Genomic DNA, 17,515 nt, shown 5'->3' with positions numbered 1-17,515 from the left:
GGGTGGTGGTGGCGGGGCGCCCGATGTATCCGCTGCGAACCGTATCGAACCGTTCGATCCGAGCCTGGGCAAGACCCTCCGGTCAGCAGCCCCCTTGCCGAGCGCTGCAGGGCGTGCTTCACAGGCCGCGCCGGTGCGGTTGGGGCCGCTGGCGGCCCCGGCGCTGCAGTCGCTGCAAAAAAAGGCAGCAGTCATCTCGGGCAGCGGTATGCGCCAGCAGATTGGCCTGGCAAGGGATGTGTCCGCCACGGCCACTTCGTCTGGCCTGCGGGGCCTGTTGCAGTGGACCCCCACAGATCGCGGCACGCAGCGTGCCTCCATCAGCTTTGAGGCGCAAGGCGCGAAGGGGGTGCGCCTGGGCATGCTGGTGCGCGCGATTCCGGCGGGGAGCACGCTGCGCTTTTATGCGCAGGCCGGTGAGGCGGTGTTCGAGGTGTCGGGCGACGAGGTTCTGCGTACCCTGGCGCGCAACCTGCAGGCGGGCGACACCGGTGATGCCGCCCGCACCTACTGGAGTCCCGATTTCGGCGGTGCCGAGACCACGCTGGAGGTGGAGCTGCCCGCTGATGCCGAGCTGGCCCAACTTGACATCGCCGTGCCCACGCTATCGCACTTTTTTGATTCACCCGAAAGTGCAGCGCAACAGAGCCTGACCAAGGCGGCCACGGCAGACACCTGCAATATCGACGTGTCGTGCCGGCCCGAATACAGCAGTGAAAGCCGCTCGGTGGCGCGCGTGACTTTCGTCGATAACGGCACCGGTTACCTGTGCACGGGGACGCTGCTCAACGACGTGCAGTCGAGCACCACGCCGTATTTCCTGACGGCCCACCATTGCATTTCCACGCAATCAGCGGCGTCTTCTGTAGAGACATATTGGTTTTACCGCTCCGCCGCTTGCAACACCAGCGCGGTCAACGCAGGCGCGCAGCGCCTCTACGGTGGTGCCACCCTGCTGTCGGCACAGGCGGCCACCGACACATCCTTCATTCGGCTGAACGCTGCGCCGCCGGCTGGCGTCGTGTTCGCTGGCTCGTATTTCGGGGCCGTGGCCGAAGGCACCGTCACTGCCGGCATCCACCATCCTCAGGGTGACCTGCAAAAGCTCTATGAAGGCGCAGTGAAGCAGTTTGCCACCTGCACTATTGACGCAGACGTGAATAAAAACCTGTTGACATGCCTGGTGAGCGCGCCGCAAGACGCGCGTTTCCTGACCGTGGGGGTGACTGCTGGCACGACGGAGGCTGGTAGCAGCGGCTCCAGCCTGTTCGTGCCCATTGGCGGCAAGCGCTATGTGGCCGGACAGCTGGCGGGCGGTGCCGCAAGTTGCCAGAACCCCACAGGCTATGACTACTACGGCCGTTACGACCTCGCATTCCAGGCAGCCCTCAAGAACTGGCTGAAACCCACGCCATGAGCCCGCACGCACATCGCCCCCAGGGGCCGCACATGGCATGACCATTCAGACCGACGACTTCGCCCCTGCGCCGCCCAAGCGCGTCATCTCGGCCGCACCTGCATCGCCGCAGGAAGAAGCCATTGAGCGCGCCTTGCGCCCCAAGCTGCTGCAGGAGTATGTGGGCCAGGCCAAGGCGCGCGAGCAGCTCGAAATCTTCATCGGCGCGGCTAGGAAGCGCGACGAGGCGCTGGACCATGTGCTGCTGTTCGGCCCGCCCGGCCTGGGCAAGACCACGCTGAGCCACATCATTGCGGCCGAGCTGGGCGTGAACCTGCGCCAGACCAGCGGGCCCGTGCTCGAAAAGCCCAAGGACCTCGCGGCACTGCTGACCAACCTTGAAAAGAACGACGTTCTCTTCATCGATGAGATCCATCGCCTCTCGCCCGTGGTCGAAGAAATCCTCTACCCCGCGCTGGAGGACTACCAGATCGACATCATGATCGGCGAGGGGCCGGCGGCGCGTTCCATCAAGCTTGACCTGCAGCCCTTCACCCTGGTGGGTGCCACCACGCGCGCGGGCATGCTCACCAACCCGCTGCGCGACCGCTTTGGCATCGTGGCGCGGCTGGAGTTTTATACGCCCGAGGAGCTGGCGCGCATCGTCACGCGCAGTGCGGGATTGCTGGGCACGCCCATGGACGAGGCCGGCGGCTTTGAGCTGGCGCGGCGCTCGCGCGGCACGCCGCGCATCGCCAACCGGCTGCTGCGGCGCGTGCGCGACTATGCCGAGGTCAAAGGTTCGGGCCGCATCACGCTCGATATCGCCAACCGGGCGCTCGCCATGCTGGACGTGGACCCCCAGGGCTTTGACGTGATGGACCGCAAGCTCCTGGAGGCGCTGATCCACCGCTTTGATGGCGGCCCTGTGGGCCTGGACAACATCGCCGCCAGCATTGGCGAAGAGGCGGGCACCATCGAGGACGTGATCGAGCCCTACCTGATCCAGCAGGGCTACCTGCAGCGCACGCCGCGCGGTCGCATTGCCACGCTGGCCGCTTATCGCCACCTGGGGGTCACGCCCCCGCAAGCGGCCGGCGGACTGTTTTCTGAATGATGGAGTGGCACCCATGGCACTGAGGAGTTTGCGGTGAACAAACGCTGGCTCGCGCTGGCGTTGGGCGTTGCCGTGCTGGCGGGGGCCGCCGCTGTTGGTGCAATGGCACTGCGCGGCCCGCAGGTCGATGCCCTGGTGCTGCAGCAGGCCCCGCTCGTGCGCACGCTGCAGTTTTCGGCCCGTGTGGCCACGCTGTCGCGCGTGGACGTGGGCAGCACGGTCACCGGCCGGGTGGCGCAGGTGCGTGTGGCAGAAGGCGCGCAGGTGCGCCAGGGCGATGTGCTCGTGCAGCTCGAATCGGAGGAACTGCGCGCCGCCTTGGCGCAGGCGCTGGCCTCCGAGCGCCAGGCCCAGGCGCGCCTGGCCGGCTTGCGCAGCAGCGGCCGCACGGCCACGCAGGCGGCAGTGGCCCAGGCCGACGCCACGCTGCAGGCCGCCAGCGCCAGCCTGGCGCGGGTGCAGCAACTGGTGGCCGAGGGTTTTTACAGCCCCGCGCAGCTCGACGAGGCCCGGCGGGCGGTCGACGTGGCGCGGGCGCAGCAGCTCAGCGCGCAGGCACAGATGCAGGCCAATGCCGATGCCGGCAGCGATGTAGTGCAGGCCCAGGCGCAGTGGGCGCTGGCCCAGGCGGCTACCGTGGCGGCCCGGGCGCGCCTGGCGCAGACCGATCTGCTCGCACCGGCCGATGCCCGCGTGCTGGTGCGCGAGGTGGAGCCGGGGCAGATCGTGCAACCCGGTAAAGCCTTGCTCAGCCTGGCGTTGGCCGGACCCACGCAACTGGTGGCGCAGGTGGATGAGCGCTTTCTCGACCAGTTGCAGCCGGGACAGAAAGCCACGGTGGTAGCTGATGCCTTTGCCGGCCAGCGCTTCGCGGCGCGTGTGCTTTCCATTGCGCCTGCGGTGGATGCTCAGCGCGGCGCCATCGAGGTGAAATTTGCGCTGGAGCAGCAGGTGCCCGGCTTTTTGCGCGAGGACATGACCCTGTCGGTCGAGGTGGAGACCGCCCGGCGCGAAAGCGCGCTCGTACTGCCCCTGGCGGCACTGCGCGGTGCCGTGGCGGGTGACGCGGGTACCGTGCTGGTGCTGCAAGAAGGCCGCGCCCAGAACCTCCAGGTGCGGCTGGGCTTGCGCACGCTCGATGCGGTGGAAGTGCTGGATGGCCTGAAAGAAGGTGACGCCGTGCTGCTCGGCGGCGCCATGCAGGCCGGCGACCGCGTGCGGGCTCGCATGGTGGAATGGACCGCAGGTGCGGCCGCCCCCGGTGCTGCCGCACAGGGCAAAGGGCAGGGGGGCGACGCCGGCTCCGCGCTGACCAACGCCATGGGCCGCTGAGCTGCCATGCTGATCTGGCCCGGTTTTGAATGGCGTGTGGCGCTGCGCTTTCTGCGCGAGGGGCGCATGCAGACGCTGCTCATCATCGTGGGCGTGGCGGCGGGGGTGGCGGTGATTGCCTACGTCTCGGCGCTGATCAACGGCCTGCAGTCCAACACCCTGGCCAAGACGCTGGGCGCCCAGGCGCATATCAGTCTGCGGGCACCGGACGACCTGGTGACGCCGGCGGCACTGCCGGTGGTTGGCGCAGCCGTGCTCACCGAAACCCAGCCGCGTGCGCAGCGCCTGCGCTCGGTGGCCAACTGGCAGGCACTGGTGCCGCTGCTGGAACGCCTGCCCGACGTGGCCGGGGTGTCGCCCATGGTGTCGGGCAGTGGTCTGGCCTTGCGCGGTGAGGCATCGCAAGCCATCGCGCTGATGGGCGTCGATCTGGACCGCTATGACCGCGTGGTGGGGCTGCGCTCCAAAGTGGTCAGCGGCAGTGCGCGGCTGGCGCCCGGCGAGGCGATCGTGGGGCGCGAGCTGGCGGCCGACCTGGGCGTGCGTGTGGGTGACCGCCTCACGGTGCAGACGAGCGGCGCGGGTGGGTCGGTGAGCGACGCAGTGCGCGTGACCGCGCTGGTGGACCTGGGTGTGAAAGACCTCAACCGGCGCACCGTGATCGTGCCGTTGCGCGCCGCGCAAAGCCTGCTGGCACTGCCCGGTGGTGCCACCCAGCTCGACCTGACGCTCAAGGACGTGTGGGTGGCCCAGACCCTGGCGCGCGCGCTGCAGGGGCAGTTTCCCTACAAGATTGAAAGCTGGCAAGAGAGCAATGCGCAGCTGGTGTCGGCGCTGAATGCGCAGTCGATCAGCACCTCCATCATTCGCGGCGTGGTGCTGGCCGTGGTGGTGCTGGGCATCGCCAGCGTGCTGGTGGTGTCGGTGGTGCAAAAGGGCCGCGAAATCGGCATATTGCGCGCCATGGGCGCGACCCGGGGGCAGGTGCTGCGCGTGTTTCTGGTGCAGGGCGCCGTGGTGGGGGTGCTGGGTTCGGTGCTGGGCCTTTTGCTGGCGGTGGCGCTGATCTGGGTGTTCACCCATTTTGTGCGCGGCTCCGACGGCATGCCGCTGTTTTCGATTGCGCTGCCGCCCGCCATGGCATTGCAGGTGGCGCTGATTGCATCGGTCTGTGGCGTGCTGGCCGCCGTGGCCCCGGCGCGCCGTGCGGCGGCGCTGGACCCGGCGCAAGCCATTCGCATGTGAGGCCCGTTTGAACGCCGCCGCTACCGCCACCCCCGAACTGATCGCGCTCGATGCCGTGCGCAAAAGCTACAACCTGGGCCGACCCAGCGAGGCCGAGGTGTTGCACGGCATCACCTTGCAGGTGCGCCGTGGCGAGTTCATTGCCCTGATGGGGCCCTCAGGATCGGGCAAGAGCACGCTGCTCAATATCCTGGGCCTGCTCGAGTCCATGACGTCCGGCAGCTACCGGCTCGACGGCGAAGCGGTACAGGGTCTTCAAGATGCCGCGCTGACGCTGCGCCGTCGCCGCACGCTGGGGTTTGTCTTCCAGTTCCACCACCTGCTGCCCGCGTTCTCGGCGCTGGAAAACGTGACGCTTCCGGCCCTCATGGCCGAAGGCCGCGTCAGCAGCGCGCAGCGCGAGCACGCGCGCAGCCTGCTGGCCGCCGTGGGCCTGGCGCAGGCCATGGACAAGCGTCCGGGGGAACTGTCGGGGGGCATGCAGCAGCGTGTGGCCATTGCCCGCGCGCTGGTCATGAACCCGCCGCTGGTGCTGGCCGACGAGCCCACTGGCAACCTGGATACCGCCTCGTCCGCAGAGGTGTTTGCCCTGCTGCGCAGCATTCATGCCGAGCGCGGCACGAGTTTTGTGGTGGTCACGCACGACCCGCGGCTGGCGGCACGCTGCGACCGGCTGGTGGAGCTGATCGACGGGCGCATTGCGCGCGACGAGGCGGTCACTGCGGGGGTGGAGCCTGCGCCCAGCGCGCTGCCGGTGTGAGGGCAGCGGGGCGGTGGAGCGTTGCTCCGCACCGCAAAAAATGCTATTTATTTGATAGCTATTAGCGCTTGCTGTATAAGCGCTAGAGGCCTATTTGACCAAAAATCCGCAGGCGCTCTCAGTGCGAGGTGCCTTCCGAGCGCGTGATCTTGTTCCACACGTTGTATTTGCCTACAGGCTTGCTCATGGGCAGGCGCTTGACCTCCTTGAGGGTCTGCGCGTCAAACACGATGATGGCGCCGTCTGTCTCCCACACGCTGACCAGGGCGTAGCGGCCGTCCTTGGTGAACTCGGTGTGCGCCAGCGTGCGGCCGGGCTCGCGCAGCGTGGCCATGGGCGTCAGCGTGGTTTTGTCGATGAGTGTGAGCGTGTCTTTGGCGGTGGGGCTCATCATCGAGTCGGCCCAGGCATAGCGGGTGGTCTCGTGGCTGCGCATAAAAAAGCCAGGCCCGGGGGTGGGAATGGTCTTGACCGTTTTCCAGGTCTTCATGTCGATCACGTCGATGGCGCCGTCTTTGAGGTTCGGGCTGGCCAGCACGGTGGTGCCGTTCCAGGCAAAGGTGATGCCCGAGCCCAGGTGGGGCATGCCGGCAATCGGCAGCTCGGCAATCTTGCGCCGCACATCGAGGTTGACCACCTGCGCCGTGGGGGCGCCGTCGGCCGCACCGGACTTGGGCCGGGTCGAGCCCAGCACATGGCGGTAGCTCTGGTCGAAAAAGAAGTCGTCCAGCGGCTCATCGAGCGGCGTGCGGCGCACGCCCTGGTAGCCGGGCTTGGCGATGGCCTCGCCCATCTTGTAGTCGTGCACCAGGCCGTCATAGATCGGCGGTGCCTTGGGGTCGTAGGAAATCTCCCAGACCTCGGGAATGTCCTTGAGCGCCACGACAAAACTCTTGCGCGGGGCAGCGTCGTACACCGCAGACACGCGCGAGGCCTCCTTGCCGTCGAGCGTGGTGGCGTCATAGCGTTTGACAAAGTTCAGATCGGCGTCGAACAGCACCACGGTACGCGGCAGGTAGTTGGCGGCCATGACCCAGCGCCCGTCGCCGCTGACGGCCACGTTGCGCATGTTCAGGCCGGCGCGCACCTCGGCCACCACGGTGAGGTTCCACAGGTCGTATTTGGTGATCCAGCCGTCGCGCGAGCCAAAGAACACAAAGCGCCCGTCGGGTGTGAACTTGGGGCCGCCGTGCAGCGCGTAGCGGCTGGCAAAGCGGTGGATGACCTCGAAGCGGTCGCCGTCGACCAGCGAGACATGGTGGTCACCGCCTTCGACCACCACAAACAGGTTCATGGGATCGGCCTTCCAGCTGGGGCGGGCCGGCAGGTTTCTGGTGCCTGCGGTTTCAACGCGCGAGGCGCGCACATCGTCATCGCTCCACGCCGGTGCGGGGGTGACCGGCTGGTAGATCCATTCGGTCAGTGCCGCAATGTCTGCGGGGGCCAGCGTGGCGGCGAAGCCCCCCATTTGCGTGGCGGCGCGGCCCTGCTGGATGACCTTCAGCGCTTCGGGGCGACGCAGGCGTGCCAGGCTCTCGGGCAGCAGCGCCGGGCCCATGCCGCCAGTGCGCTGGGCACCGTGGCAGCTGGCGCAGTGTTCGCCGTACAGCGCGGCAGCAGAGGCGGCGGTGGTGGGCGCGGCAGTCTTGGCGGCTGCCGTGCTGGCCGTAGCTGTGGCGCTGTGGGTCTGCGCCTGGGCCAGGCCGTGGCCCATCCAGAGCAGGCCCGCGCTCAAGGCCAGGTGTGCGGCGCCGGTTGCAAAGCGGCGCAGAGTGTCATGCATGTTCGTTCTCCGGGTGGATGTCGATGGTGCGGCGGCCCTTGCTGAAAGGCGTCAGCGCCACGCGCTGTGCGTCGCTGCCTGCTTGCAGCCCGATCTCGTCGTCGCGCAGGTAGCAGCCGGGGTCTTCGGCCCAGGCATCGCCCGTGAGTTGCTGGGCACGCACGCGCGTGTTGCCGCCGCAGATGCTGAAGTAGTGGCACACAGCGCAGCGCCCACCCACCGGGCGCGGCTTGGCCTTGAGGCCCGCCATCAGCGGCTCGGAGGTGTCGGACCAGATGGCCGAGAACGGGCGCTGGCGCACGTTGCCCAGGTCGTGGTGCCACCACATGGTGTCGGGGTGCACGGTGCCCAGGTTGTCGATGTTGGCCACGTTCACGCCGCTCGAATTGCCGCCCCAGGCGATGAGCCGCTCGCGCAGCGCTGCCTCCCACTGCGGCATGCGTTCGCGCACCCATTGCAGCAGGTAGGGGCCGTCAGTGTCGTTGTTGCCGGTCACGTAGTCTTCTTCGCGGCCTTCCTGCGCGGACTGCCAAGCGCGCTCGAACAGCAGGTCGAGCGCATCGCGCGTGGCCTGGAACTGGGCGTCCTTGCCGCGGTGGATGTTGCCGCGACCGGCATAGTTGAGGTGCGAGAAGTAGAACTTGTCCACGGCCTCGGCGCGCATCAGGTCCAGCAGCGCAGGGAAGTCGTGCGCGTTCATGGCCGTCATGGTGAAACGCAGGCCCACCTTTACACCGCGCTGGTGCAGGTGTCGCACAGCGGCCAGGCTGCGGTCGAAGGCGCCTTCGAGGCGGCGGAAATGGTCGTGCGTTTCGCGCAGGCCATCGAGACTGATGCCCACGTAGTCGAAACCCATGGCCTGGATGCGGTCGGCCATGGGCTCGTCGATCAGGGTGCCATTGGTCGATAGACCCGTGTAGAACTTCATCGCCTTGGCGCGCTCGGCGATCTCGAAGATGTCAGGCCGCATCAGCGGCTCGCCACCCGAAAGAATCAGCACCGGAACGCTATAGGCCTTGAGGTCGTCCATCACGCCGAACACTTCCTGCGTGGACAGCTCGCCCTCGTAGTCGTGGTCGGCCGACAGCGCATAGCAGTGCTTGCAGGTCAGGTTGCAGCGGCGGATCAGGTTCCAGATCACCACCGGGCCCGGCGCCTGGCCGTTGCCTCGGGTGCGTGCAGGGGCGGGATAGGCGCCGGTGGCCTGGGCTTGCGCGAGCTCGCGCATGTATTGGCTGATGCGGAACATGATTAGCTTTCTTGGCTTTGCCGAAGACGCAGGCCGGTCTTCTTGAGGATGGCGGTCGAATATAGGATGTCGTGGCCCCGGCAGGCGGTGCCCAGCAGTTCGCGCACCTGCTCGGCCTGATGCTCGACCTCGGCGCGCGTGCGGCCGTGCAGCATGGCGAACAGGTTGTAGGGCCAGCAGATGCCCCCTGTCGGTGTGCATTGCGCACCGTCTCCCCCCGAGGGGGACTCGGCATCTTGGGAGCGGCCCGGCGATGCCTTCGGCAGGTGGCGCGGGCGGCGGTAGCAGTGGCTCACGCCAGGCAGCTGGCCGATGCGCTCGCCGAGCTGGTCCACCAGGGCGTCGTCCACGTCCCACACGCTCATGCCGTTGGCCGTGAAGCCTAGGCGGTAGTGGTTGGGCACGGCGCCAATGCGGCGGATGAGGCCCGTTTCGAGCATCTGCGCCAGGCGCTCGCGCACCTGCTGGCCGGAGACGCCAAGCTGTTGCCCCACGGCGTCGTAGGGGCGCGGCACCAGCGGCAGGCCGCCCTGGGTGGCGGCCATGAGGGCGCGGTCGAAATCGTCAAGCGCCATGGGCTGCTCCGGTGGCCTGGTGCAGGGGGAGCTTGAGTTCGACGAAAAACTCACGCTCTTTCGGAAATGCCAGAACGGGCAGGCCCGTTTCGGCCTCGATGCGTGTGATGGCCGCCGCGCACTGCGCCGGGGTTTCGGTGCCGAGCACGAACCACATGTTCAGCGCATGGGCGCGCCGGTAGTTGTGCGCGATTTCGGGGTGGGCGTTGACTTGCGCCGTGACGGCCTCGTAGCGCTCCTCGGGCACGGCCATGGCGGCCAGCACGAACAGGCCGCCCGCGCGCTCGATCTGGAATAGCGGGCCAAAGCGGGTGAGCATGCCGCTCTCCAGCAGGGCCGAGAGCCGCCCAATGACGTATTCCTCGGTCCACCCGAATTCGGCGGCCACGTCGGCAAACGGCCGCTCGGTCAGGGGCAGATCGCCGTGCAGGCGCTCCAGCAGGCGGGCATCATCCGGCGACAGCATCGAGCTCCTCCGGCATCGTGGTTTCGGGCAGGGCGCGAAAGCGCCGCGGGCCGGTCTGCTTGAAGCGGCGGCAGGAGAACAGCACCTCGCGCGGGTACTGCGCCAGATCGCAATGATCCAGGACGCGTGCGATGACGTCGCGCACAGCGGTGCGGTCGCGGCCATGCACCATGCAATACAGGTTGTAGGGCCAGCCCCCGGTGCGCTCGCGCCGATAGGCCAGCGTCACGCCGGTCACGCGGGCGAGGGCCTCGCCGCAGGCGTCTACCTCGGCATCCGGGATGTTGAAAACGGTCATGGCGTTGGCGTCAAAGCCCAGCTCGTGGTGGCGCACGATGGCGCCGATGCGCCGCACCGTGCCCTGGTCCAGCCACTGCTGCAGCGTGTGCAGCACCGATTCGGGTGTGCGGCCCAGCGCCTGGGCCCAGGCATCGTAGGGGCGCGGCACCAGCGGAACGCCGTCTTCGAGCAGGGCGGCGAGCGGCCGGTCGGCGCCCTGCACCGGCGTGGCCTCGCGCGCGGCGGCCATGGGAGCGGGGGCGGTGTTGCCGCGCAGATCAAAGCCCAGGTCGATGCGGTAGGCGCGCTGCATGCGCAGCTGCAACGCGGTCAATCCCGTGGCGTCTTCGAGCGAACGCATGGCGGCGCGCACGGCGGCATCGTCCTGCCCGGTCATCACGAACCAGAGGTTGTAGTGGTGCTCGCGCTGGTAGTTGTGGTTGACGCCGGGGTGGCTGGATACCACGGCGGCCACGGCGTCCAGCCGCTCGGGGGGCACCGCCATGGCGGCCAGCAGCGCCGCACCGCCGGCGTTGCCCGCAAAAACCCCGCCGATGCGGCTCAGCGCGCCTTCGCGCTGCAGCCGGGCGTAGCCCGCCAGAACCTCGTCGGTCGACAGGCCCAGCGTGCCCGCGACGTGCGCAAAGGGCTCGCGCACCAGCGGAAAGCCGCGCTGCCAGGGGTTGAGCAGCGCCAGGCGAAGGTCGGCGTCGGGGGCCATCTAGAACCCCACCCGCGCTGCGCGGGACGTGAAGAAGATGCCGCTGGGCGAATCGACCGTCATCGTGGCCTGGGTGGCAAAGGTCTGCGTGTCGATCACGCTGACGCGGTGGGCGTCGCGCGAGCTGATCCAGACCGACTCGCCGCGCGGCGTGAACTCCATATGCAGCACGGCCTTGCCGGGCTCCAGCGTGCGCACGATGCTTTGCGTGGTGGTGTCGATGACCTGCACGCGGTGGTAGTCAGGCACCGAGAAGTTCACCCACACCTGGCGGCCGTCGGGACGGGCCATCACGAACACGGGCTGTCCAGCCACCGGTATGCGGCCGACCTCTTGCCAGGTGTCGGTGTCCACCACCAGCACCTCGTGGCGGCCGATGGCGGGCAGGTAGGCGCGGCGCCCGGCCACGGCCCAGCCGCGCAGGTGCGGCATCTTGTAGACCGGCAGGGGCTCCTGGCCACGGCCGTAGCCGCCCAGGATGCGGCGCACGGTGGGCTTGTCTTCCCACAGGTCCACCATGGCCAGCCCGTCCTCGCCGAACAGGCCCGCGATGTAGTGGCGGCCATTGGGCGTGACCAGCGCGTCATAGGGCTGCTTGCCAATATTGGGCAGCTTGGTGGTAACGGGGCGTGCGGGGTTGGACAGGTCGGTGATCCAGATGGCGTTGGCGTCGAACAGGCTGTAGGCGAAGCGCCGTCCAGGCAGGTCCACCAGCCCGACTACGCGCGAGAGCTTGCCGTTCTCGTATTCGGCCGGGATGTCGGCCACCAGCTCCAGCGTGGTGGTGTCGAAGGCCTTGATGCCGCCGGGCGTGTAGTTTTGTGCCACCACCAGGCGGCCGTCGGCGCTGATGGCGCCGCCAATCGAGTTGCCCGCCTGCATCACGCGGCCAGCGATGCGGTGCGTGAGCAGATCGACCTTGGTGAGCGCGCCATCGCGCCCAAACACAAAGGCGTAGCGGCCATCGCGCGAGAACACCACCGAGGCGTGCGAGAGGTCGCCCAGGCCCTTGACCTCGGCCAGCAGTGTGCGCTGGCTGGTGTTGACGATGGCCAGCGTGCCCGTGGAGCGGGCCACGACAACGCCGAGATCGCCCGTGCCGGTGGCGGCAGGGACACCTGCGCATCCAGCCAGCAACAGGGAGGAGGCGCCCATCAGGGCGAGGCAGTCGCGGCGTTTCATCGGGAATCCTTTTGCGGCTCGGGGAATCCGGCCATCAGTTGCTGGGCAATCCACAGGGCCTCGGCTTCGTTCACCATGGCTTTCCAGGGCGCCATGGGGGTGCCGGGGCGACCGCCGTAGATGGTGGCTGCCAGGGAACCAATCGGTTTGTCGGCCAGTGCCTCGCGGGTGAGCGCGGGCCCCAGGCCACCGGTCAAGCGCAGGCCGTGGCACGAGCCGCAGTCCTGGCGAACCATGCGCACCAGCTCTTGCTGGCGTTGCGCGGTGGGTGGGGCCGGTTGGGCATGAAGCCCGGCGGCGCAGACCATCAGCGCCAACCAGGCAACGGCACGGTGCCAACCTCGAAACACCCCGCCGACCGTGGGATGATGGCCGGCGTTGGAGGGGCGTGGCGTCTGGTGCGCGTTCTTGCAAGGCATGGCGAAATATCGCTGGATTTGCAGCCATCGTCCTTGATTTACATCAAGGACGATGGCCCCGGTCATTTTGACAATGGGGCCATTGTTTACCAACCGTGCCCAGTTTCAATGGGCCATCCCCGATGGACACCGCCAACCCCTCCTCGCAGCCCCCCCTCGGCAACACAGCCGCCGCCCCTTCTGGCGGGGTTCTTCCCCGGCTCGCGCCTTCTGAATGGGGCCGTGTCACTTTGGTGGGCGCGGGTCCGGGCGATGCCGACCTGCTCACGCTCAAGGCGGCCCGTGCGCTGGCCAGCGCCGATCTGGTGCTGTATGACCACCTTGTATCCGATGACGTGCTTCAGCATGTCGCGGCCGGCGCCGAAAGGATTTATGTCGGCAAGCAAAGCCGCAACCACACCTTGCCGCAGGAAGGCATCATCGAACTCATGGTGCGGCTGGCGCAAAGCGGTCGGTCACTGGTGCGCCTGAAGGGTGGCGACCCCTACATTTTTGGGCGCGGCGGCGAAGAGGCAGAGGCGCTGGCTGCTGCCGGCATTGCCTGCGACACCGTGCCCGGCATCAGTGCGGCCCAGGGCGCCGCAGCGGCTACGGGTATCCCCCTCACGCACCGTGACCATGCGGCCATGCTGGTGTTTGCCACCGGCCATCTGCAGGGCGAGGAAGGCGAGCGCACCGTGGCGCTGGACTGGGCGGCGCTGGCGCGGCCCCACCAGACCGTGGTGATTTACATGGGCGTGGGCACCCTGCCCATCATCTGCGCCCAGCTCATCGCCCATGGCCTGCCGGCCAGCACGCCCGCTGCCATGATCGAGCGCGCCACCTTGCCCGGGCAGCGCAGCATTGTGGGCACGCTCCAAACGCTGCCGCAGTTGAGCGTGGCCTACGGCGTGAACCCGCCCGCGCTGGTGATGATTGGGGATACCGTGGCGCTGCACGCGCGCATCGGATCGTCGGCCGAGGTGCTCACCGGGTTCCCGGCGGTGGTCGATGCAGCTACGCCCCAGGCCCTGGCCTGTACCGCCTGACGCGCAGGGGTTCAGCCCGGGCTGGTCTGCGCTGCCGGGTAAGTTTCGACAGGCGCGGGAGTTGCCCCTGGGGCCTGCGCCGCATCCACCCCCAGGCGTGCATCGGCCTGTTCCTGCGACTGGCCGCGCAACCAGCCCCAGACGATGAGCACCTGCGCGGCGTAGTAGGTGGAGAGCACCCAGAACTGCGACATGGGCAAGGCCTGCACAAAGCGGTGGGTGGCCAGAAGCGAGTCGCTCACCATGAAAAGGCATGCGCCCACGGCCACCATGCGCGCCGCGCTGGTGCCCAGGGCCCGTGCGCGCCCCAGGGCCTGCGCCGCCATCAGGGCAATCACCAGCACATAGGCCGCCACCGGGCCGCGCAGTGCAGCAGGCAGACCGCCCGCCCACAAAAAAGCGTACATGGCGGCACCCACGGCGAGTGTGGTCACCAGTGCGCCGCGGTGGGCAAACCACGGCACGCCCTGCCGAAACAGGGCGATGTAGGCCAGGTGCGCACCCAGAAAACTCACCAGGCCGGGAATGAAGAGCCCGTCCAGCATCAAAAACACATCGCCGGCCAGCGACAACCCCAAAGCCAGCACCATGGTGACCCATGGTTTTGCATAAAATCGGCCTCTAGCGCCTATGGATAAAGCGCAGGCAGCTACTAATATTATAGCAATCACCATCGTCAGGGGCTTGAACACCAGGTGCCACTCGGTCCAGCCCACGGCACTGGTGGCGGTGGCCAGCGCACCCGCTTCGATCATCAGGGCCAGCGGCATGCTGATGCGGCCCTGCACCACGGCACCCAGGGCCCATTGCGTGGCCAACAGGGCCGCAAACCATGCGGTGTTGTGGGCCAGCGGGGCACTGTCGGCGTGCCACAAAAACACCGAAACACCCGCCAGCAGCAGCACAAACTGCACGCAGGCGAACCAGCGCGTGGCGCGCGCCATGGCGGGGTTGTAGCGCGGCATCCGGGCGATGTCGAAGGCCGGCTTGGGAAAACGCTCAGCCACATCGGCGGGCCGCCAGCCCGGGGGCTTGAGCCACACGCGCAGCTTGTCGCCCCAGCTGCGCGCGTGCCAGCTGTCGTGCGCCAGCCCGGCATACACCTGGGCATTCGCCCACAGCGGGTCCCAGCTGTTGAGCAGGCCGCGCGTTCCGTACACGCATTTTTCCTTGTCATCCTCGTCCTTGAAGGTGCCGAAGATCCGGTCCCACAGGATCAGGATGCCACCGTAGTTTTTGTCCAGATAGGCATCGTTCACAGCATGGTGCACGCGGTGGTTGCTGGGGCTGCAGAACCAGCGGTCAAACCAGCCCAGCTTGCCCACCTGCTCGGTGTGCACCCAGAACTGGTAGAACAGGTCGATGAGCGCCACCACCGCAAACACCAGCGGCGGCACGCCCGCCAAGGCCATGGGCACGTAGAACACCCAGCCCAGCAGCGCGCCCGAACTGGTCTGGCGCAGGGCGGTGCTGAGGTTGTAGTCCTGGCTTTGGTGGTGCACGGCATGTGCGGCCCACAGCACGGCCGATTCGTGGCCCATGCGGTGCAGCCAGTAGTAACAAAAGTCGTAGAACACCAGTGCCAGCAGCCAGCCGGGCAGGCTGGTCCAGAACGCATCGCTGCGCCACAGCGCCACATGCTCGAACAGGGCGGTGTAAATGCCAATGCGCAGCAGCCGCGTGAACACCGCGCTGGTCTGGCTCAGCATGCCCAGGCCGATGCTGCTCATGGCATCGGCCAGGTGGTAGGTGTTGCGCTGGCGCCTGTGGCCAATGGCCAGCTCGATGGCGATCAGTACAAAAAAGACCGGGGTGGCAAGAACGATGATCTGGCTGGGGCTCATGGGGGGACACCAAAATGTCCGCCGATTCTTGCCCCAATCAGGTCAAAGCGCCTCTGGCATCAACCCTGATGATGCGCTCCACCACGCCCGCGGCCAGCCCGCCGCGCACGCCGATCAAGAAATTGTGCAGATTCACCGTGGGGTCGCAGTGCCCCGGCACCAGCCACAGCATCTGGCCCAGCGCGGGCAGCCGGGCCTGGGGGCCGTCGGCATACAGCACGCCATGCTCGTCGCCGCCGTTGGCGTAGCGCAGGGCGCGCCCCGGTGGCAGCAGGGCCACGGTGGGCAGGCCCGAGTCGATGGCGTGGCTTTTGTGCCCCGCGTCGCACACGGCGTGGCTGCTGCAGGCCGAGATGACCTGTGTTTTCACGAAAAGCGCCTGCTCGAAAACGGGCTGCGCGGGCTCGCGCTCGTTGCGTGCGTAGTCGGCATCCATGAACAGGAACGAGCCCGCCTGCAGCTCACCATACACCCCACTGGCCGCTTCGTGCACCAGCGTGCCCGTGCCCGAGCCGGTGACCAGTGGCACCGGCAGCCCGGCGGCGGTGATGAGGTCGCGCGTGTGGCGCGCGGCCTGCACGGCTGCTGCAATGGCCTCGCGCCGCTCGGCCGCGCCGCGCAGGTGCTGGGCGCGGCCGTGGTAGGCGTGCAGGCCGGCAAACCGTAGCTGGGTGAGCCGTGCCACGGCCTGGGCCAGCGCCAGGGCCGGCTCGCCCGGCGGCACGCCGCAGCGGCCCTGGCCCACGTCGATCTCGACCAGCACGTCGATGCGCGCTTGCGGCGCTGCCTGGGCCATGGCCTCGGCCAGGCGCTGGATGCCCTCGGCGCTGTCCACGGCCAGCGCCAGGCGTCCGCCCTGGGCCTGCAGGCGTGCGGCCAGCCGGGCCACGCGCAGCAGCTTGGGGTGCGCGATGACCTGGTTGGTGATGGTGATGTCGCGCACGCCGCCCGCGGCCAGCGCTTCGGCCTCGGCGGTCTTTTGCACACAGGCGCCCACGGCACCGGCGCGCTGCAGTTGCAGGGCGATTTCGGCGCTCTTGTGCAGCTTGGCGTGCGGGCGCCACAGCACCTGGTGCTTGCGGGCAAAGTCGGCCATGCGCGCGATGTTGCGCTCCATGGCGTCCAGGTCCACCACCAGCGCGGGCGTGTCGATTTGGTCCACGCGCAGGCCGATGCTGGCCTCCAGCGCCCCCGGGAGATCAGGCAGTGGTTTCATCGCGGGCGGCGTTGTCCAGGTGCTGGGTGTCGGCCCAGCCGACCAGGCTCAGGCCCTGGGGGGTCCACAACAAGCGGTTGATGGCCGCGTTGGCCAGCTGCCAGGTGCGCGGCGCCTGGATCTCCTGGCCGGTGGCCAGGCGGTAAATCACGTCGAGCACGCCGCCGTGCGCCACCAGCACGACCTGGTCGCCGGGGTGGCGCGCGGCCAGGCGGTGCACCGTGGCGTTGATGCGCTCGCGCAGTGCGGTCAGCGACTCGCCGCCCTCGGGCGCGTAGTGCGGGTCGCGCTTGCGCCACCGCAGCGCGTCTTCGGGCAGCTCCGCCTCGATCTGCGCAAAGGTGCGGCCCTGAAAGTGGCCAAAACTGCGTTCACGCAGATCGGGCTCGGGTGTGAGGGGTGCGCCCGTGGTGTCGGCCAGGGCCTGTGCCGTGGCCCGGGCGCGCTGCAGATCGCTGGTGTAGATTGCGGCCACGGGCTCGTCGGCGAGGGCCCGCGCCAGCTGCCGCGTCTGCCACAGGCCGGTGTCGTTGAGCGGGATGTCGAGATGCCCCTGGATGCGGGTGTCCACGTTCCAGGCGGTTTCGCCATGGCGTATGGCAATGATGCGGGTGGCATGCATGGAGATTGGGCGCGCCTCAGCGCGGTATTTCAAGGACGATGCGGCGCTGTCCGCTGGGCGGGGTGGGAAAGCCGTTCAGGGCCGCGTCGAACATGGCGGCAAACACGGCCGGGTTGTCGGTCCACACACCCTCGTGCACGGCGCGGGTTTCGTACACCACGGTGCCGCTGGCCGCTTCGCGCAGGATCAGGCCGACTTCGCGCCGGTACAGCGTGGGGGGCGGAAAACGCATCGACAGGCCGCCATAAAAGCCGCGGCCACCGCCCCAGCCACCCCAGCCC

Annotated in this window: 16 protein-coding genes and 1 pseudogene; 6 read left to right on the top strand and 11 right to left on the bottom strand. The window is 68.2% G+C overall.

Annotation, left to right across the window (positions count from 1 at the left end; genetic code table 11):
* The 5 genes from DTW89_RS15455 to DTW89_RS15435 form a co-directional block, all read left to right on the top strand.
* Positions 1-1,417 (top strand): trypsin-like serine peptidase (locus tag DTW89_RS15455; protein ID WP_330863508.1); only part of this gene is annotated, 1,417 nt, incomplete at its 5' end.
* 37 nt (positions 1,418-1,454) lie between these two features.
* Positions 1,455-2,513, top strand: coding sequence for a Holliday junction branch migration DNA helicase RuvB (gene ruvB, locus DTW89_RS15450; protein ID WP_114656584.1), 1,059 nt, complete (start codon positions 1,455-1,457; stop codon positions 2,511-2,513).
* 33 nt (positions 2,514-2,546) lie between these two features.
* A complete protein-coding gene (locus DTW89_RS15445; RefSeq protein ID WP_114656583.1) occupies positions 2,547-3,845 on the top strand; it encodes an efflux RND transporter periplasmic adaptor subunit in 1,299 nt (432 codons plus the stop codon).
* A 6-nt stretch (positions 3,846-3,851) separates the two neighbouring features.
* Positions 3,852-5,090 carry an ABC transporter permease gene (locus tag DTW89_RS15440; protein ID WP_114656582.1) on the top strand — a complete coding sequence of 413 codons (1,239 nt, stop codon included), beginning with the start codon at positions 3,852-3,854 and terminating at the stop codon, positions 5,088-5,090.
* A 7-nt stretch (positions 5,091-5,097) separates the two neighbouring features.
* Positions 5,098-5,850, top strand: a complete 753-nt coding sequence (locus DTW89_RS15435; protein WP_114656581.1) for an ABC transporter ATP-binding protein — start codon at positions 5,098-5,100, stop codon at positions 5,848-5,850.
* A gap of 118 nt (positions 5,851-5,968) precedes the next feature.
* Here DTW89_RS15435 and DTW89_RS15430 read toward each other — a convergent pair whose 3' ends face one another.
* The 7 genes from DTW89_RS15430 to DTW89_RS15400 are packed head-to-tail and all read right to left on the bottom strand — an operon-like array spanning position 5,969 to position 12,413.
* Complete coding sequence (locus tag DTW89_RS15430; RefSeq protein WP_114656580.1) at positions 5,969-7,633, bottom strand: cytochrome D1 domain-containing protein; 1,665 nt, start codon at positions 7,631-7,633, stop codon at positions 5,969-5,971.
* The gene (gene nirJ / locus DTW89_RS15425; RefSeq protein WP_114656579.1) at positions 7,626-8,882 is read right to left on the bottom strand and encodes a heme d1 biosynthesis radical SAM protein NirJ; all 1,257 of its coding nucleotides are present in this window, start codon (positions 8,880-8,882) and stop codon (positions 7,626-7,628) included. The genes DTW89_RS15430 and nirJ overlap by 8 nt, the downstream gene beginning before the upstream one ends.
* 2 nt (positions 8,883-8,884) lie before the next feature.
* Entirely contained in the window at positions 8,885-9,457 is a 573-nt protein-coding gene (locus tag DTW89_RS15420) for an AsnC family transcriptional regulator (protein WP_114656578.1), read from the bottom strand.
* On the bottom strand, positions 9,447-9,923 hold the full coding sequence (locus DTW89_RS15415; protein WP_024813086.1) for an Lrp/AsnC family transcriptional regulator: 477 nt from the start codon (positions 9,921-9,923) through the stop codon (positions 9,447-9,449). Before DTW89_RS15415 ends, DTW89_RS15420 begins: the two co-directional genes overlap by 11 nt.
* The gene (gene ahbB, locus DTW89_RS15410; protein ID WP_114656577.1) at positions 9,907-10,923 is read right to left on the bottom strand and encodes a siroheme decarboxylase subunit beta; all 1,017 of its coding nucleotides are present in this window, start codon (positions 10,921-10,923) and stop codon (positions 9,907-9,909) included. Before ahbB ends, DTW89_RS15415 begins: the two co-directional genes overlap by 17 nt.
* On the bottom strand, positions 10,924-12,105 hold the full coding sequence (locus DTW89_RS15405) for a cytochrome D1 domain-containing protein (RefSeq protein WP_114656576.1): 1,182 nt from the start codon (positions 12,103-12,105) through the stop codon (positions 10,924-10,926).
* On the bottom strand, positions 12,102-12,413 hold the full coding sequence (locus DTW89_RS15400) for a c-type cytochrome (protein WP_051463499.1): 312 nt from the start codon (positions 12,411-12,413) through the stop codon (positions 12,102-12,104). Before DTW89_RS15400 ends, DTW89_RS15405 begins: the two co-directional genes overlap by 4 nt.
* Positions 12,414-12,646: 233 nt before the next feature.
* Here DTW89_RS15400 and cobA point away from each other — a divergent pair, with 233 nt between their 5' ends.
* The gene (gene cobA / locus DTW89_RS15395) at positions 12,647-13,552 is read left to right on the top strand and encodes a uroporphyrinogen-III C-methyltransferase (RefSeq protein ID WP_236637166.1); all 906 of its coding nucleotides are present in this window, start codon (positions 12,647-12,649) and stop codon (positions 13,550-13,552) included.
* Positions 13,553-13,563: 11 nt separating this feature from the next.
* Here cobA and DTW89_RS15390 read toward each other — a convergent pair whose 3' ends face one another.
* From DTW89_RS15390 to DTW89_RS19415, 4 genes and pseudogenes are all read right to left on the bottom strand, one after another.
* Positions 13,564-15,396, bottom strand: coding sequence for a lysoplasmalogenase family protein (locus tag DTW89_RS15390; protein ID WP_114656575.1), 1,833 nt, complete (start codon positions 15,394-15,396; stop codon positions 13,564-13,566).
* Between the two features lie 37 nt (positions 15,397-15,433).
* Positions 15,434-16,612: a DSD1 family PLP-dependent enzyme gene (locus tag DTW89_RS15385; protein ID WP_114656574.1), complete on the bottom strand. Its 1,179-nt coding sequence runs from the start codon at positions 16,610-16,612 to the stop codon at positions 15,434-15,436.
* Positions 16,596-17,234, bottom strand: a complete 639-nt coding sequence (locus DTW89_RS15380; RefSeq protein WP_114656573.1) for a histidine phosphatase family protein — start codon at positions 17,232-17,234, stop codon at positions 16,596-16,598. Before DTW89_RS15380 ends, DTW89_RS15385 begins: the two co-directional genes overlap by 17 nt.
* A 16-nt stretch (positions 17,235-17,250) precedes the next feature.
* A pseudogene (locus DTW89_RS19415) lies at positions 17,251-17,515 on the bottom strand (DUF4136 domain-containing protein); the annotation flags it as partial.

Origin of the sequence: Acidovorax sp. BoFeN1 (assembly GCF_003345135.1) — a bacterium.
In the GTDB taxonomy this organism is placed as follows: Bacteria; Pseudomonadota; Gammaproteobacteria; order Burkholderiales; family Burkholderiaceae_C; genus Acidovorax; species Acidovorax defluvii.
Note: the sequence above shows the minus strand (reverse complement) of the source record. Positions and strands in the feature narration are given on the sequence as shown.

What these genes read in the sequence shown, in the direction of transcription:
- DTW89_RS15415 (WP_024813086.1), bottom strand. Translation starts at nt 9,923, where the DNA reads ATGCTGTCGCCGGATGATGCCCGCCTGCTGGAGCGCCTGCACGGCGAT.
- DTW89_RS15400 (WP_051463499.1), bottom strand. Translation starts at nt 12,413, where the DNA reads ATGGTCTGCGCCGCCGGGCTTCATGCCCAACCGGCCCCACCCACCGCG.
- ahbB (WP_114656577.1), bottom strand. Translation starts at nt 10,923, where the DNA reads ATGGCCCCCGACGCCGACCTTCGCCTGGCGCTGCTCAACCCCTGGCAG.
- DTW89_RS15420 (WP_114656578.1), bottom strand. Translation starts at nt 9,457, where the DNA reads ATGGCGCTTGACGATTTCGACCGCGCCCTCATGGCCGCCACCCAGGGC.
- DTW89_RS15440 (WP_114656582.1), top strand. Translation starts at nt 3,852, where the DNA reads ATGCTGATCTGGCCCGGTTTTGAATGGCGTGTGGCGCTGCGCTTTCTG.
- DTW89_RS15405 (WP_114656576.1), bottom strand. Translation starts at nt 12,105, where the DNA reads ATGAAACGCCGCGACTGCCTCGCCCTGATGGGCGCCTCCTCCCTGTTG.
- DTW89_RS15430 (WP_114656580.1), bottom strand. Translation starts at nt 7,633, where the DNA reads ATGCATGACACTCTGCGCCGCTTTGCAACCGGCGCCGCACACCTGGCC.
- cobA (WP_236637166.1), top strand. Translation starts at nt 12,647, where the DNA reads ATGGACACCGCCAACCCCTCCTCGCAGCCCCCCCTCGGCAACACAGCC.
- nirJ (WP_114656579.1), bottom strand. Translation starts at nt 8,882, where the DNA reads ATGTTCCGCATCAGCCAATACATGCGCGAGCTCGCGCAAGCCCAGGCC.
- DTW89_RS15385 (WP_114656574.1), bottom strand. Translation starts at nt 16,612, where the DNA reads ATGAAACCACTGCCTGATCTCCCGGGGGCGCTGGAGGCCAGCATCGGC.
- DTW89_RS15390 (WP_114656575.1), bottom strand. Translation starts at nt 15,396, where the DNA reads ATGAGCCCCAGCCAGATCATCGTTCTTGCCACCCCGGTCTTTTTTGTA.
- DTW89_RS15380 (WP_114656573.1), bottom strand. Translation starts at nt 17,234, where the DNA reads ATGCATGCCACCCGCATCATTGCCATACGCCATGGCGAAACCGCCTGG.
- ruvB (WP_114656584.1), top strand. Translation starts at nt 1,455, where the DNA reads ATGACCATTCAGACCGACGACTTCGCCCCTGCGCCGCCCAAGCGCGTC.